A 15026-nucleotide genomic window follows, 5' to 3' on the forward strand; every position below is an offset into this window, starting at 1 on the left:
CGCCAGGTCACGCGCGGGCGCTCACCAGCCAGGCTTTCGCGCCCATGCGAACACCTTCATCATCGCAATTGCGCTCGAACAGTTGGACGAGGCTGCGGTGAACGGCCACGCGCGTGTCATTCCCGCTCGCCCGGACGAGATCGCCGACCTGCATGCCGTCGAGCACGAAGCGGGTGGCGCTCTCGGGATCGCTGCCGGGACCACCGACGCGCTGATCCCCGGTCCAGGCGTCGAACGATATGTTGGAGAATCCGGCACTTCGCAGAAGATCGGTCACATAGTCCTGCTCGCCCAGCGCGAAGGGGCCGGGCTCGCGCGGCTGCGGCGTCGGCAGGTCGATATGCCGGCGGATCGCGGCCATGACATTGCGCTGCCACGGATTGTCGGCGATCGGCGCCCACACCGCGATGTCGAGCCTTCCACTAGCACGTAGCATTCGGCGCAGATTGGCGAATGCGGCATAGGGATCGGGAAAGAACATCGTGCCGAAGCGGGAGTGGAGCCGGTCGAACGGCGCTTCTTCAGGCATGGCCGTTGCGGCGTCGCCTTGTTCGAAGCGGATGTTGGCAAGACCGGCGTGCCGTGCCCGCTCGCTGGCGGCCGCTACCAGTTCGGGCGATATGTCGAGGCCGAGCGCCAATCCCGTGTTGCCGATCCGTTCGGCGATCCGCCTCGTCGTCCAGCCGCCGCCGCAGCCGATATCGACCACCTTCTCCCCGGCAACATGGGCCGCTCGCGCGAGCAGTGCTTCGCCGATCGGTTCGATCATGCTCTCGAAACGGTCGAGCTGGGCAAGCCAGCGTGTGCCCGCTTCCCCCGCCCAGTCGTGCGCGACCGGTTCCTTGCTGTTCCCGTCAGCGTCATTCATTGCCCTTCTCCCACTGTGGCACCAATTGAAACGTGTTTGGGAGTCGGCGTATCGGACAAGTCCCAGCCCCCACCGATCGCCTTGTACAACGCCACCAGTTGCACCGCCGTTGTGGCATGCGCGCGGGCACAGGCCGTTTCAGCTTCGTGCAGGAGGCGCTCGGCCGCAAGCAGTTCAATCCGCGCGATATCGCCGGCCGCAAAACGGGCCTCGGCGTGGCTGAAACTCCGGCGTGAAGCCTCGAGCGCCGTTTGACGACGCGCGAGCGCATCGCGTCCGGCGTCATAGTCGCTCAAGGCGCGCTCCGCGTCGCCCAATGCGGCCAGGACGGCCTGTTCATAGCCCAGCGCGGCCTGCCGCTGAACGGCCTCCCGCGCGCGTATCTCCGCGCGCACGCGGCCGCCGTCGAACAGGCGCCAGGAAATGAGCGGCAGGATCGAGTAGCGGGTGCTGGAGGCGCCGAACCAGTCGCCCGTGCTAAGCGCCTGAAATCCGCCGCCCGCTGCTATGGAGAGCCTGGGAAACAGTTCGGCGGTCGCCACGCCGAGATCGGCGGTGCTGGCGGCGAGGCGCCGTTCGGCAGCCAGAACATCGGGGCGGCGACGCAATATGTCGGCACGTTCCCCCACGGGCAGCGCCGGCAGCATGAGAGACGACGCGGCGGCATCGAGCAGCTTGAGTTCACGTTCCGGCGGTGAGCCGAGCAGGACACCAAGGCCGAGCACTGCCCCGCGCTGCCGCGCCTCTATGCCCGGCAGCAGGGCGTTGGCGGCGGCCCAGCGTTCATGGGCTGCGTCCACGTCGGCACCGGCAACATCGCCGAGCGCAGCGCGACCGCGCATGAGTTCCAGCGTCTGGTGCAGCGTCGCGACCGTCGCCCGCTGCGCGCGCAATTCTTCTCTGGCGCCGGTTGCCTCAAACCATGCGCGTGCGACCTCGGCCGCGATGCGCATGCGCACGCCCTGCGCTTCGGCTTCAGTCACCTGCAAGTGGGCGTTGGCGCCTTCCAGCGCCCGCCGGTTGGCGCCGAACAGGTCGAGTTCCCAGGCCGCGTCGAAGCCGGCATCGTAGATCGTCTGAGACGCATCAAGGCCGGGAATGGACCCAACGGGCAGCGGGCCGTTCTCGCTTTGCCGACGCTGGTTCACACTGGCGCCAGCAGAAACCGTGGGCAGTTGCCGGCCAGCGGCGCGGTCTCGCAGCGCGCGGGCCTCGTCGATCCGCGCGGCGGCCTGCCGGATATCCAGATTTTGCGCCAGCGCGGTATCGACCAGCCTCTCCAGTTCGGGGTCACCCAGGGCCTTCCACCAGCGGGTAAGGCCGGTTGGCGCGGAGTCTGCCGCGACCGGCCGGGTCCAGCCGCTGCCGGTATCAACGGACGGTGGCGCGCGATAGTCGGGGCCGACGACACAGGCCGTCAACGAGGTGCAGCCGACTATCACCGCCGCAAGGTGCGGCCACCGATGGGGGATGCGTATCATTGCAGACGTCCTCGAACGAAGATGGTGGCCATAGTGAGCGACACCAGGGCGATCAGCGCCAATGGCCAGAGGCTGGCAATTATGTCGCCCGGCGCCATGGCTTTGAGAAAGCTGCCTTCGACGATGATCAGGAAATGGGTGAGCGGAATTGCCTGCGCCAGCCATTGCAGCAGCATGGGCATGTTCTCGACCGGCGTGGCAAAGCCCGACATGAGGACGGATGGCACGCCGATGGCGAAGGCGCCGAGGATGGCCTGCTGCTGGGTCGCGCTGATCGCCGAAATCATCAGGCCGATGCCCACCACCGACAGGATGAACAGGACCAGGCTGACAAACAGCAGCGCGAACGACCCGTTGAACGGAATCCGGAACGGTCCCGCGGCGGCCGCCATCATCAGAAGTCCGAGCATGGTACCGATGACCAGCGCCGGCAAGGATTTGGACAGGATGATTTCCGGCGTGGAGGTTGGCGACACCAGCAACTGGTCGAACGTTCCCAGTTCGCGCTCACGGGCGATCGACAGCGAGGTTATGAGCAGCGCGCTGAAGAACGCCAGGATGCCGGAGAGGCCGGGCACGATGAACCAGCGATACGTCAGATTGGGATTGAACCAGTTGCGCACCGCCACCGGCGTCGCAGGACCTGTGCCGGGGTTGGCCTCCGCGCCGACTTCGGCGGCGATGGCGGAGAGATAACTGGCGGTGATCTGCCCCGAATTGCTGCGCCGGCCGTCGATCAGCATCTGAACGCGGCCGCTGTCTCCGGCAGCGATTGCGCGCGAAAAGTCCGGCTGGATATCGAGCGCCGCGATCACCTTGCCCCGGTCGATCAGGCGTCCCAGTTCCTGACCGTCGGTCACGCGATAGACCTGCGTAATGAAGTCGGCCCGATCGAGCCGCGTGATCAGTTCATGCGACCAGCGGCCCGCATCCTGATTGTGCACGGCAATATCGACATTGCGCACTTCGAGCGTCGCGGCGAAGGCGAACACCAGCAGTTGCAGCAGCGGCGGCATGAACACCACCATGCGGCTGCGCGGATCGCGCAGGATGCTCAGCACTTCCTTGATGAACTGCGCCCGCAGCCGGGTGAAGGAGAGATAACCATTGTGCCGCGTCATGGCTCGTCACTCCAGATTCTTGCGCGTGGCGCGCTTGGCCAGGAGGAAAAACAGGACGCCGATGGCGCCCATCGCCAGCAGGTTCGGCACGAAGACCGCCCAGATGTCTCCGGCCAGAAAGACGGTTTTCAGCGAAGAGACGAAATAACGCGCCGGTATCGCCCAGGTGATGGCCCGGATCGGCGCGGGCATCGCGTCGATCTCATAGAGAAAGCCCGACAGCATGAAGGCCGGCAGAAAGCCGGAGAACAAGGCGATCTGCGCGGCCAGAAACTGATTGCGGGTGACAGACGAAATCAGCAGCCCCTGGCCCAGCGCCGGCACCATGAAGGTGGCCGAAAGCAGCAGGAGCGCCGCCAGCGATCCGCGCAGCGGCACGCCGAACACGAAGACCGCCAGCGCGGTCGCACCGAGCGTGGCCAGCATGCCGAGCGCAAAATAGGGCAGGAGCTTGCCGATCAGGATTTCGGCGACCGATGCGGGGGTGGAGAGCACTGCTTCCATCGTGCCGCGTTCCCATTCGCGCGCGACCACCAGCGCGGTCAGCATGGTGCCGATGATGGTCATGACAATGGCGATCGCGCCGGGCACCAGCGCGCGGCGGCTTTCCAGTTCGGCGTTGAACCAGTAGCGCGGCTCCATCGTGACGGCGGGGCGTGGCGTCTCGCCCTCAAGCCCGCCCCGCCAGGTCTGCACCACGCCCTGCGCATAATTGGTGACATAATTCGCCGTATTTGGCTGCGAACCGTCGGCGATGATCTGCACCAGAGGTCGCGCGCCGCGATCAGCCAGGCGCTGCTCGAAATCCTGCGGGATCACCACAAAGCCGCGCAAATCGCCTGAGACGACCCGTTCCGCGACCTCGCGCCGGTCATGGGCGAAGGTGACGTCCAGATAGCGGGTGCCGGCGAAGGCGGCCGCCAATGATTGTGCCGAAGCGGACTGCGATTCCTGCACGACGCCGATGCGCACCGCGCGCACGTCGAGCGACACCGCATAGGAAAACAGCAGCAGCAGCACGACCGGAAGGGCGAAGGCGATCAGCAGCGTGGACGGATCGCGCATCGCCTGCAGGCTTTCCTTGAACACCAGCGCCCAAAGGCGCTTCGGATCGAAGCGGCGCATGGCTTGAAGGTCCGTTCGCGATTCGCCCGCGCCGTTCATGCGGCAACTCCGCTGCGGGCTTTGTCAGCGCGGTCCTCGGCTTCGACCAGATGAATGAAGGCGTCTTCCATGGTCGGGTCCGGACGGAGATCGCTTACCGCGCTGCGTTTGAGGGCGTCCGGCGTGTCGAGCGCGATCAGCCGGGCGCGATAGAGCATCGCCACCCGGTCGCAATATTCCGCCTCGTCCATGAAGTGGGTGGTGACCATCACCGTCACCCCCTTGCGAGCAAGCCCGTTGATATGCGTCCAGAATTCGCGCCTTGTGATGGGATCGACGCCCGAAGTCGGTTCATCCAGGAACAGCACGGGCGGGCGGTGCATCACCGCGCAGGCCAGCGCCAGACGCTGCCTGACCCCGAGCGGCAGCGAATCCGGCGCCGCCGACAACCAGGGTTGCAGCCCGAAGATGTCGATCATCTCGTCGATCCGCGCCTGCCGCGCGGCGCCTTTCAGGCCATAGACGCCCGCGGAGAACTCCAGGTTCTGCCGCACGGACAGCAGGCCATAGAGCGAGAATTTTTGCGCCATATAGCCAAGCTGGCCTTTGGCAGCACCGGTCGCCCGGCGCAGGTCCAGCCCCACCACCTGCGCTTCGCCGCTGGTGGGTTTGAGCAGGCCGCACAGCATCTTGAAGGTGGTCGATTTGCCGGCGCCGTTCGGCCCGAGCAGACCGAATATCTCGCCCTTGCGGACCTCGAAGCTCACCATGTCGGTGGCGGTGAAATCGCCGAAACGCTTGGTCAGATCGCGGCAGGAGACGGCAACGTCTGAAGCCAGTTCGACCGGCGGCATCCCTTCGGCAAGCGCCGATGTGCCGCCCGGACCGCCGCCCAGAAGATCAATGAAAGCATCCTCGAAGCGGGCAGGCACCGCTTTCAGTTGCGCGCCGACCCGATCGGCGAGCGCGCTAATTTGCTCGGTTCCCGCATCGGCGCGCAGCACCACGCGGACGCCGGCGCCCTGGATCACCCCGTCGCCGACACTGTCCAGGCTGAGCACTTCGGCTAGCATGGCCCGCCGCCGCTCGCCGACCTGTTCCAGCCGAAAGCTCCGGCTTGTAAGGCGCGCGGTCAGCTCTCCGGGCGGTCCGTCATAGGCGAGCTGCCCTTCGTTGAGCAGCAGCACATTGTCGCAGCGTTCGGCTTCGTCGAGATAGGCAGTCGACCAGACCACGGCCATCCCTTCGTCGGTCAGCGCCTGCACCATGCGCCACAGGTCCTGACGGCTGACCGGATCGACGCCGACGCCCGGTTCGTCGAGCAGCAGGACGGCAGGCCGGGCCATCAACGCGCAGGCGAGGCCCAGCTTCTGCTTCATGCCGCCGGAGAGCTTGCCCGCCAGGCGTCCGGTAAAAGGGGCAAGGCGCGTGAAGTCGAGCAATTGGGCAAACAGGTCGGCGTGCCCATCGGCATCCATGCCGCGCAGCTGTGCATAGAGGCGCATATTCTCCATGACCGACAGGTCTTCGTAGAGCCCGAAGCGTTGCGGCATGTAGCCTGTCGCAACATGGACGGCGTCATTGTCGTCCGCCACATCGAAGCCCGCTACCGTGGCGTGGCCGCTGTTCGGCACCAGCAGTCCTGTCAGGATACGCATCAGGGTGGTCTTGCCCGCGCCGTCCGGCCCGACCAGCCCGGTCAGTCGGCCATAGCTTATCTGCGCGCTGAGATCCTGTAACGCAGGCGCACTGCCGAAATGCTTGCTCAACCTGTCGATGACGACCGCGACATCGCCATTTTGCTCCTGTGGCGCGGTGGCGGGCGGCACGTCAGCGGCCTTTGGCGCGCGCGCCGGTGGCTTGTCCGGCTTCGACCTCGATCGTTACCGGCATGCCCTGACGCAGCGCAGCATCGGCATTGGTGACCACGATCCGCAGGCGATAGACCAGATCCGTGCGCAGATCGGTGGTTTCTACCGTTTTTGGCGTGAACTCCGCCCGCGGTGATATGAACCCGATCTGGCCTTGATAGGTCTTGTCGGACGAGTCGCTGCGAACGCGCACCCGCATTCCGGGCGCGATGCGCCCCAGATCCGGTTCGCCGACATAGGCGCGGACATAAACCGGTGCATCAAGGCTGAGGCTATAGACCGGGCTTTGGCTGACAACCATGCTGCCGGGTTCGCGCACCCGTGCGATGATTGTGCCGGTGCTGGGTGCAAGCAGAACCGTGTCGGCAAGAGCGGTGGCGGCTTGAGCCCGTGCTGCCTGTGCGGCGGCGAGGCGGGCTTGCCCCGCCGCGATGTCTTCCTTGCGGAAGCCTTCGGCGGCTTGCGAATGCGCGGCCCGGGCCGCCTTGACACTGGCGGCGGCCTGATCGCGCGCAGTGCGCGCGGCATCGACCGTCTTTTGACTGGCGGCTCCCGACGCGAGCAACTGGCTCTGACGGTCGAAATTCCGCTCCGTGTCCCTGGCGACGGCCAGGGCCTGATTGAGGGCCTCCTGCGCCTGCGCAATCTCCTGCGGCCGCAGCCCGCGGCGCAGTTTGTCGAGGTCTGCCTGTGCGACCGCTACGGCGGCGTCGGCGGCCGCGAGCGCTTCCTCGAACGGCTGCGCGTCGAGAGTCGCCATATGTGCGCCCGGCTCGACATGATCGCCTTCATCGAACGGCATCTGCGTGACGCGGCCGGACTGGCGGAAGGCCAATTGCACCTCCCGGATGTCGACATTGCCGTACAGGGTGAGTGCGTCACCGTCGCGGCTGCCCCGCTGCATCCACAACCATCCGGCACCGATGATTGCGATGACGGCGGCAATAATCAGGATCCGCTTTGTTGTGCCGGACAGGCGGATGTTCTTCATGATGATGCTCCGACGCCGCGCAGATAGATGGCGAACACGCCGGGCGCATCGCGGCGGATGCGAGTCACATCGCCCGCCAGCATGGATTGCATGACCAGGCCCTGGACCGTGCCGATAAACAGGGTGGCCGCGGCTTCCGGATCGAGGTCCGCATGCAGTTCGCCCCGTGTCTTTCCGGCGTCGAGCAGGGTATGCAGCCGTTCGCCATAATGGCGGATCAGGGTCTGGGCCATGCGTTTGGGAAGCGTCTCGCCCGGTCGCTGCAACTCCCCGAACAGCATTCTCGGCACGCCCGGGTGATCAGACACGAAATCGATATGCGTCATGAAAACCGCCTCAAGCGCGGCAGCCGGAGAGGCGGCTTCTTCGATCGCCTTGTCCACGCGGGCGAGCAACCGCTCGGTCACCCAGGACATGACCGCCTGCAGGATGGCGTCCTTGGTCGGGAAGTGGCGGAAGAGCGCGCCCTGGGTCAGACCCATCCGTTGGGCGATGGCCGTCGTGGTGATGTCGCTCGGGTTCTGTTCCGCAGCCAGGTCGACCACCGCCTCCACGGTCGCCGCCCGTCGCTCGTCAGCGGGAAGATGTTTGGACCGCCCGTTCATAGCTTGCGCCTTCAAAAGATAGTAATCTATTACTATCTATCTGTCATGAGCGTCTGGCGCAAGATGGTTCCGCCTGGATCGAGGCTGTCGGCCCATCCGCATGAGTGCATCATGGTCACTCAGACCATCGGCCATCTCCATAGTGGTATATGATTCTATACTTCTCGAAATGTAGATTGACCGCGCAGGCGCCTACTATTATTCGATGAGTTTGGAAGGATGGAATCGACCATGAAGGAGTTCAATCCGCAGGACTCGGCCGTCGAGGCGCTTGGCGCGCTGGCGCATGACACGCGCCTGTCTGTCTTTCGTATGTTGGTGAAGGCAGGGCCCGATGGACTGATCGCCGGCGCCATCGCGCAGGCCGCCAATGTGCCTCCGTCCACCATGTCGCATCATCTGGGTATTCTTGAACGGGCGGGACTCGTGGAGTCCGAGCGGGAAAGCCGGCTCATCCACTATCGCGCCGATTATGAGGGGATGCGCCGGCTGCTGGCCTTCCTGATGGAGGACTGCTGCCAGGGCGTCCCTGAAATGTGCGCCGATCTGTTCGGCGAGCTCGACTGCAAGGCCTGAGGTTACTCCCATGTCCGACACGATCGGCCCCGGCAAGACCTACAACGTGCTCTTCCTGTGCACCGGTAACAGCGCCCGCTCGATCCTGGGCGAAGCCATCATGAACAAGCTGGGGGAAGGGCGTTTCCGCGCCTGGAGCGCCGGCAGCCAGCCCAGGGGCGAAGTCCATCCGATGGCGCTCTCGGTTTTGAACGGGCTTGGGTTCGACACAGCGGGCATGCGTTTGAAAAGCTGGGACGAGTTCGCCGTGCCGGACGCGCCGCAATTCGATTTCATCTTCACCGTCTGCGATAACGCCGCAGGCGAAACATGTCCCGTGTGGATCGGCCATCCGATGACGGCGCACTGGGGCATCGAGGATCCGGCCGCCGTCGAAGGCGATGATCAGCGTGAGGCTTTCATGCAGGCCCTGCGCTACTTGCAGAACCGCATTTCGCTGTTCCTCGCGCTCCCGCTCGCCAGCCTCGACGAGATGGCGATGCGGCGCAAACTCAGGGAAATCGGCCAGAGCGAGGGCGCCAGCGTCAGGGCAGGAGCATGCGAATGACCCACCCGGAGACGCCTGTCGACATCGTCATCTACCACAATCCTGAATGCGGAACCTCGCGCAATGCGCTGGCCATGATCCGCAATGCCGGCATCGAACCGCATGTCATCGAGTACCTCAAGACTCTGCCTTCGCGTGCCTTGCTGGCAAGCCTCATCGTCCGCGCCAGCGTCACCCCGCGCGCCCTGCTGCGCGAGAAGGGCACGCCCTTTGCCGAACTGGGACTCGACAATCCGGATCTCACTGATGCGCAGTTGATCGATGCGATGATGGAACATCCGATCCTCATCAATCGGCCGCTGGTCGTCTCGCCGCTGGGCGTGAAGCTTTGCCGTCCGTCCGAGGAGGTCCTCGACCTCCTACCGGCTGACCAGCGCAGCGCCTTCGCCAAGGAAGACGGCGAACAGGTGATCGATGCCGCCGGCAGGCGTGTCACCGGTTGAACGAGGGATCAAGATGACCGCACAGCCCAGGCGTGAACGCCTGTCGTTTCTCGATCGGTATCTCACCCTGTGGATTTTCCTCGCCATGGCGCTCGGCGTGGGTCTGGGATCGACCTTCGAAGGATTGCCAAGGGCGATCGACAGCCTGTCCTGGGGGACCACCAACCTGCCCATCGCCATCGGCCTGATCCTGATGATGTATCCGCCGCTCGCGCGGGTGCGCTATGAGGAACTGCCGCGCGTGTTCGAAGACAAGCGGGTGCTGGCGATCTCGCTGATCCAGAACTGGATCATCGGCCCGGTGCTGATGTTTGCGCTCGCCGTCATCTTCCTCAGCGACAAGCCGGAATATATGACAGGCCTGATCCTCATCGGCCTCGCCCGTTGCATTGCCATGGTCATCGTCTGGAACCATCTCGCCAAGGGCGACAACCAGTATGTGGCTGCGCTGGTCGCGTTCAATTCAATCTTTCAGATCCTGTTCTTCAGCGTTTACGCCTGGTTCTTCCTCGCCTTTTTGCCGCCGCTGCTCGGGCTGGAGGGCAGCGTTATCCATGTCAGCTTCTGGACCATCGCCGAGGCGGTGCTGATCTATCTCGGCATTCCCTTTCTGGCTGGATTTCTCACCCGCAAATGGCTCGTTCAAGCCAGAGGCAATGAATGGTATGAAACCTGCTTTCTGCCCAGGATCGGCCCGATCACGCTCGTCGCGCTGCTGTTCACTATCGTCGCCATGTTCAGCCTCAAGGGCAATGAGATCGTGACACTGCCGGGTGACATACTGCGGATCGCCATCCCGCTCACCATCTACTTCGTGGTTCAATTCAGCATCAGCTTCTTCATGGGCAAGCTGATCGAGAGCGACTATCCGCGCACGACGGCGGTGGCGTTCACGGCCGCGGGCAACAATTTCGAGCTGGCGATTGCGGTCGCCATCGCCGCCTTTGGACTGGCCTCGCCGGTCGCCTTCGCTGCGGTGATCGGGCCGCTGGTCGAGGTTCCGGTGCTGATCCTGCTGGTCAACGCCGCCTTCTGGTTCGGGCGGCGCTGGTTCCCCGACAGCGTGCCGGCGGAGGTCCGGGCATGAACGAGACGAACCACAGCCGATTGCGGACGCTTGCCGATCCCGACCGTCTTCCAGCGCTCAAGCCCGACTATGTTCATCGGCGTCCAGCCCTGGGCCTGGGGGATCTCAATCCGCCGCCGCGCATCCTGCTGCTCTACGGATCCTTGCGCGAACGGTCCTATTCGCGGCTTGTGGTGGAAGAGGCGGCGCGTCTGCTCCAGTTCTTCGGCTGCGAAACGCGGATCTTCGATCCCTCTGATTTGCCGATGCCCGATCAGGTCCAGGATGACGATCATCCGGCGGTTCACGAACTGCGGGCGCATGCGCTCTGGTCCGAGGGCCAGGTCTGGTGCAGCCCGGAACGGCACGGCCAGATCACCGGGATCATGAAATCGCAGATCGATCACCTGCCGCTGGCTTTGAAGGGCATGCGCCCGACGCAGGGTCGCGCCCTTGCCGTCATGCAGGTCTCCGCAGGTTCACAATCGTTCAACAGCGTGAACAGCTTGCGCGTCCTCGGCCGCTGGATGCGGATGTTCACCATCCCCAACCAGTCGAGCGTCGCCAAAGCCTTCACCGAGTTCGACGAGGCCGGGCGGATGAAGCCGTCGAGCTATTACGACCGGATCGTCGACGTGATGGAGGAACTGGTGCGTTTCACTGTCCTGCTCCGCCCGCATGTCGATCAACTGGTCGATCGCTATTCGGAGCGGGTCGAAACGGATCGACCGGTCATTGCTCCGGCGGAAATCCTCGCCTCGATCGATGGGACTCTGGTTCCGCCACGACAGAAGGCATGATGCCCAATGGCCCCGCGCGTCTCGGTATCCAGAACGAACTGGCAGACATTTATGGCCGTTTGAGTGCCTTCGACTGACCGGGTCTGGACGAGGGCGTGACGGCTTGCTGCTATGCCGAGTCCGAAAGGAGCTGGATCGCCGGTGCCCAGGATGGGGCGTGGGCGGCTTTCTACATCAGCGGCGATGCGACGGATTACGGGAATGGTTCGAGGCTGAGCGCACTTTTCCGCAAAACCCCGCCGATGACGTCTGTTGTTCGCCGGCGGTGCCAATAGCGAAATCAGGCTGCCACGACTGATGGCGCGCAACAGTATCTCATGGACGTGGATCGATGCCGGAGCCGTCCAGGTGAGAGGGGAGTGGGAAGGAGTGATCGAGCCAAAGCTCTGCTCAAGCCCATTTGGATATCCCCATGCGCGATCTCACCTCAATCCCGGCCGAGGCCGGCCCCAGCCCCGCGCGCCCGCTCGATTATATTCGCGTCGATGCGCCGCAACCCGTCGTCCTGGCCTATGGCATCGGTGTCGACAGCACCGCGCTTCTTCTCGAACTTGAAAGCCGGGGCACGCCGCCTGACCTCGTGATCACGGGGGATCCCGGCGTCGAGAAACCGGAAACTTATGCCTATCAGAAGATGATCGCCGCCTGGATGGCGGCGCGAGGAATTCCCTATGTGACGGTGCGCTACACACCGCGCCGCTTCAAGCATTGGCCGCCCTATTTCGATCTGCTGTCCAACGTTCTGACGAACGCCACCTTGCCGAGCATTTCGCTGGGGCGCCATTCGTGCTCGCTCAAATGGAAGGTCGCCCCGCAGGACGCCTTTCTCAAGCAGTGGGAACCGGCCAAGGAGGCCTGGGCGCGCGGGCAGAAGGTCGTTCGCCTTATCGGTTACGACGCATCGCCGGCTGACACGCGGCGCTATACCCATGCCTCGACCATCACGAGCGATCTTTTCGAATGCCGCTACCCTCTGCGCGATTGGGGCTGGGATCGCGCGGCCTGCATCGCCCGGATCGAAGCCGCTCAGCTTCCCGTCCCGCCAAAATCGAGCTGCTTCATCTGCGGGGCGATGAAGCCGGACGAAGTTCGCGCCCTTCCGTCCTGGTGCCTGCGCCTCATTGTGCTGGTCGAGGCGAGAGCGGCCCCGCGTCTCAGGACCGTCGAGGGCCTGTGGCGCCGCTCGACGCGCACGCGGCCCGGGCGCATGACCGATTTCATCCGCGCCGAAGAGTTGCTGCCGGCCGCCGACATCGACGCGATCATCCACGACGCGCCTGCCGACCTCATCCGGTTCCAGGATGTGGCGGCCCATGTCCCGCTCCCCGACCGTCCGGCCATGGCGGAGTGGCTCGAGCAGTTCAACGCCGGCCTGAAGGAGGCAGCATGACCACCTCCGTTACAGAACAGATCGCCCGTTTGAACGACCGTTGCCGCCAGGGTTTCGATCCGACCGCTCGCCTTGTCGTGACCCGCGCCTGCCTCGCTCGTCTCGCAGGCGAAGAAGACGCGGTTCGTGAAATCATTGCCCAGGCTGAACTCCTCGCCGCCGTCCGCCGGTATGACTTTGGCCCCGGCGACGGCCCGGAACGAGACTTCGGCGCCTTCGATCTTCGGGGCGAACGCATCTTCTTCAAGATCGACTATTATGATCCCGCCCTCGAATTCGGATCGGAAGATCCAGCGGACGCATCGCTCACGCGGCGCGTGCTCACGATCATGCTCGCCGAGGATTATTGAGGGCTTCGATCGCGCCCTTCGGCGGTCCGGGAAAAGGGGAGGGGGACTGCAGGCGGAGAATTTCCACTTGTCGAGGAGCCCCAGATGTCCCTTCCCGCCACGATCAACAGCCAGGTCGATCCTGCCGCCGTCACCAGAGTCACCCGCCTCTTCAATAACACGCTCGGCGATATTCTCTCCGAGCTTATCCAGAACGCACGCCGGGCGGGTGCGAGCGCGGTCGACCTCAAGGTCTTCGACGCCGATGGGACTGCGTTTCTCGCCATTGCCGACGATGGCGCCGGGATCGAGGATCCATCGGTCATTCTCGCCCTCGGTCGGTCGGGTTGGGGTGACGAGATCGCGCGGCGGGAGGATCCTGCCGGCATGGGCGTGTTCAGCCTTGCCGGTCGCGATGTCGAGATTCGCTCCTGCCCGCGCTCGACTGGCGAGGGCTGGTCGATCCGCATCGCTTCAGGCGATTGGGAGTCCGGCGCGCCCATCGCCGTTGCGCCCTGCACCCACCCGTTCGGAACCGAGATCCGGGTGCCGATTGACGCGCAATGGCTCAAGTCACTCGAGACTATTGCACAAAGCGCCGCGCGTTATTGCCCGCTTCCGGTTCGGCTCGACGGCCAGGATCTGCTCCGCGAGGACTGGCTGAAGGGCGCAGAGACGGTCGTCGAGCAGGACGGCGTCCGCATCGGCATCTATCGCAACTATCTTCACCGGCATTTCAGCCCGAGCATCAACTTCCATGGCGTGACTGTCGCGTCGCTCCTTCCGACGGTCGCGGAAAAGGATCGCCACTGGGCGGCCAAGATCGACATCGTCGATGCTCCGGAATTGCAGCTCGTACTCCCGGCCCGCAAGGAGATGGTCGAGAATGGCGCGCTGCAGAGCCTGCGCGCGGCGATCCGCCTCGCCATCTACCGGCATATCCAGGCGCTCGGCAGTCATCGTCTGGCCTTCGCGGACTGGCGAGAGGCGGCCGATCTCGATGTTCAGCTTCCCGAGGCACGGGGTGAGCTATTCTCATGGACGCCGGCGGTCGCCGACTACAATAGCGGGTCCGGTCGCCAGCACCTGACCTCGACGGACGATCTCGTCCTGATCGATGATTTTGGGCCACCGCTCGAGCAGTGCGCTGCATTCGCGCTCTCGAAGGACGGCCGCTATGAGGGACGGCTCGCCGAATCCGACGAGGTGATGGTGGGCTATGGCTGGTATGACCGGCTTCCCCGGATCACTGATCTCCGCTTCGAGATCGACAAGGGGGGCGAGACGCTTGTGCTCGGTGGGTCGGACCTTCCCGGTATCGACAGCGGCACGGTCGAGCGACTGGATCTCGTGCTGACGATTTCCGGCCCCGCCCCTGAAACGCTTCATATACCGGCGCCTGTCGCCATCGAATATGACGATGGCCTCTTCTGGAGCTTCGAGGAGGCTAATATTCTCCTGGCGGCACCCACGGCCGTCACGCCTGCCGAACTGGTCGATCTGCTCGACGGCGCCTGCTTTTGCGCCAGCGACGATCGCGAGGCTGATAGCTGGGATACGCAGCACGATCGTTTCCTGCTCGATGCGCAGGAAATGGCGACCCGTCTCCTTCTGGGCGATGAAGCGGCCCTGCTCGAGCGCCTGCGCGCCGTCCTCGCCTACCGGACCCAATGGTTCGTTCCGGAAGGCTCCCGGTTCGTCGCCGTTATCGGACGCGAGGCCATGGATCTGCGGATCGAGCGGGTTTCGGCGAGCAGCTGATCTGCTGCCCGACGATTGGCGTCGGGGGTGGGGTTGATCAGGCCGGGACCAGGCGGGGGCTGTTCGGATCGAT

At 64.5% G+C, this 15026-nt stretch carries 15 protein-coding genes; 8 read left to right on the plus strand and 7 right to left on the minus strand.

Features of this window, described 5'->3' with window-relative positions; all coding sequences use genetic code 11:
• Positions 1-7 precede the first annotated feature (7 nt).
• From WFP78_RS08740 to WFP78_RS08770, 7 genes are read right to left on the minus strand one after another with little or no spacing between them, the layout of a single operon-like run.
• The gene (locus WFP78_RS08740) at positions 8-868 is read right to left on the minus strand and encodes a class I SAM-dependent methyltransferase (RefSeq protein WP_336960689.1); all 861 of its coding nucleotides are present in this window, start codon (positions 866-868) and stop codon (positions 8-10) included.
• Positions 865-2349, minus strand: coding sequence for an efflux transporter outer membrane subunit (locus WFP78_RS08745; RefSeq protein ID WP_336960691.1), 1485 nt, complete (start codon positions 2347-2349; stop codon positions 865-867). The genes WFP78_RS08740 and WFP78_RS08745 overlap by 4 nt, the downstream gene beginning before the upstream one ends.
• Positions 2346-3470, minus strand: coding sequence for an ABC transporter permease (locus WFP78_RS08750; RefSeq protein WP_336960693.1), 1125 nt, complete (start codon positions 3468-3470; stop codon positions 2346-2348). The genes WFP78_RS08745 and WFP78_RS08750 overlap by 4 nt, the downstream gene beginning before the upstream one ends.
• A 6-nt stretch (positions 3471-3476) precedes the next feature.
• Positions 3477-4634 (minus strand): ABC transporter permease, encoded by a 1158-nt coding sequence (locus tag WFP78_RS08755; RefSeq protein WP_336960695.1) that lies wholly within the window; start codon positions 4632-4634, stop codon positions 3477-3479.
• A complete protein-coding gene (locus tag WFP78_RS08760) occupies positions 4631-6403 on the minus strand; it encodes an ATP-binding cassette domain-containing protein (RefSeq protein WP_336960697.1) in 1773 nt (590 codons plus the stop codon). The genes WFP78_RS08755 and WFP78_RS08760 overlap by 4 nt, the downstream gene beginning before the upstream one ends.
• A gap of 1 nt (position 6404) precedes the next feature.
• Positions 6405-7436, minus strand: a complete 1032-nt coding sequence (gene hlyD / locus WFP78_RS08765; RefSeq protein WP_336960699.1) for a secretion protein HlyD — start codon at positions 7434-7436, stop codon at positions 6405-6407.
• The gene (locus tag WFP78_RS08770) at positions 7433-7990 is read right to left on the minus strand and encodes a TetR/AcrR family transcriptional regulator (RefSeq protein WP_473829052.1); all 558 of its coding nucleotides are present in this window, start codon (positions 7988-7990) and stop codon (positions 7433-7435) included. Before WFP78_RS08770 ends, hlyD begins: the two co-directional genes overlap by 4 nt.
• 282 nt (positions 7991-8272) lie before the next feature.
• On the opposite strand from WFP78_RS08770, the gene WFP78_RS08775 reads away from it, so the two are divergent.
• From WFP78_RS08775 to WFP78_RS08810, 8 genes are all read left to right on the plus strand, one after another.
• On the plus strand, positions 8273-8617 hold the full coding sequence (locus tag WFP78_RS08775) for an ArsR/SmtB family transcription factor (protein ID WP_025160953.1): 345 nt from the start codon (positions 8273-8275) through the stop codon (positions 8615-8617).
• A gap of 10 nt (positions 8618-8627) precedes the next feature.
• On the plus strand, positions 8628-9164 hold the full coding sequence (locus WFP78_RS08780) for an arsenate reductase ArsC (protein WP_336960704.1): 537 nt from the start codon (positions 8628-8630) through the stop codon (positions 9162-9164).
• Entirely contained in the window at positions 9161-9607 is a 447-nt protein-coding gene (gene arsC, locus WFP78_RS08785) for an arsenate reductase (glutaredoxin) (protein WP_336960706.1), read from the plus strand. Before WFP78_RS08780 ends, arsC begins: the two co-directional genes overlap by 4 nt.
• A 13-nt stretch (positions 9608-9620) precedes the next feature.
• Entirely contained in the window at positions 9621-10694 is a 1074-nt protein-coding gene (gene arsB / locus WFP78_RS08790) for an ACR3 family arsenite efflux transporter (protein WP_336960708.1), read from the plus strand.
• Positions 10691-11473 (plus strand): arsenical resistance protein ArsH, encoded by a 783-nt coding sequence (gene arsH, locus WFP78_RS08795; protein ID WP_021223100.1) that lies wholly within the window; start codon positions 10691-10693, stop codon positions 11471-11473. The genes arsB and arsH overlap by 4 nt, the downstream gene beginning before the upstream one ends.
• A 412-nt stretch (positions 11474-11885) precedes the next feature.
• A complete protein-coding gene (locus tag WFP78_RS08800) occupies positions 11886-12863 on the plus strand; it encodes an adenine nucleotide alpha hydrolase family protein (protein ID WP_336960712.1) in 978 nt (325 codons plus the stop codon).
• Positions 12860-13213 (plus strand): DUF3768 domain-containing protein, encoded by a 354-nt coding sequence (locus WFP78_RS08805; RefSeq protein WP_336960714.1) that lies wholly within the window; start codon positions 12860-12862, stop codon positions 13211-13213. The genes WFP78_RS08800 and WFP78_RS08805 overlap by 4 nt, the downstream gene beginning before the upstream one ends.
• Positions 13214-13297: 84 nt before the next feature.
• Complete coding sequence (locus WFP78_RS08810; protein ID WP_336960716.1) at positions 13298-14953, plus strand: ATP-binding protein; 1656 nt, start codon at positions 13298-13300, stop codon at positions 14951-14953.
• Positions 14954-15026: the final 73 nt, after the last annotated feature.

This window comes from Sphingobium aquiterrae (assembly GCF_037154135.1).
Taxonomy (GTDB): domain Bacteria; phylum Pseudomonadota; class Alphaproteobacteria; order Sphingomonadales; family Sphingomonadaceae; genus Sphingobium; species Sphingobium aquiterrae.

Coding starts and splice junctions, on each gene's coding strand:
- WFP78_RS08805 (WP_336960714.1), top strand. CDS start 12,860: ATGACCACCTCCGTTACAGAACAGATCGCCCGTTTGAACGACCGTTGC.
- WFP78_RS08780 (WP_336960704.1), top strand. CDS start 8,628: ATGTCCGACACGATCGGCCCCGGCAAGACCTACAACGTGCTCTTCCTG.
- arsB (WP_336960708.1), top strand. CDS start 9,621: ATGACCGCACAGCCCAGGCGTGAACGCCTGTCGTTTCTCGATCGGTAT.
- arsC (WP_336960706.1), top strand. CDS start 9,161: ATGACCCACCCGGAGACGCCTGTCGACATCGTCATCTACCACAATCCT.
- WFP78_RS08745 (WP_336960691.1), bottom strand. CDS start 2,349: ATGATACGCATCCCCCATCGGTGGCCGCACCTTGCGGCGGTGATAGTC.
- WFP78_RS08800 (WP_336960712.1), top strand. CDS start 11,886: ATGCGCGATCTCACCTCAATCCCGGCCGAGGCCGGCCCCAGCCCCGCG.
- arsH (WP_021223100.1), top strand. CDS start 10,691: ATGAACGAGACGAACCACAGCCGATTGCGGACGCTTGCCGATCCCGAC.
- WFP78_RS08755 (WP_336960695.1), bottom strand. CDS start 4,634: ATGAACGGCGCGGGCGAATCGCGAACGGACCTTCAAGCCATGCGCCGC.
- WFP78_RS08775 (WP_025160953.1), top strand. CDS start 8,273: ATGAAGGAGTTCAATCCGCAGGACTCGGCCGTCGAGGCGCTTGGCGCG.
- WFP78_RS08740 (WP_336960689.1), bottom strand. CDS start 868: ATGAATGACGCTGACGGGAACAGCAAGGAACCGGTCGCGCACGACTGG.
- WFP78_RS08750 (WP_336960693.1), bottom strand. CDS start 3,470: ATGACGCGGCACAATGGTTATCTCTCCTTCACCCGGCTGCGGGCGCAG.
- hlyD (WP_336960699.1), bottom strand. CDS start 7,436: ATGAAGAACATCCGCCTGTCCGGCACAACAAAGCGGATCCTGATTATT.
- WFP78_RS08810 (WP_336960716.1), top strand. CDS start 13,298: ATGTCCCTTCCCGCCACGATCAACAGCCAGGTCGATCCTGCCGCCGTC.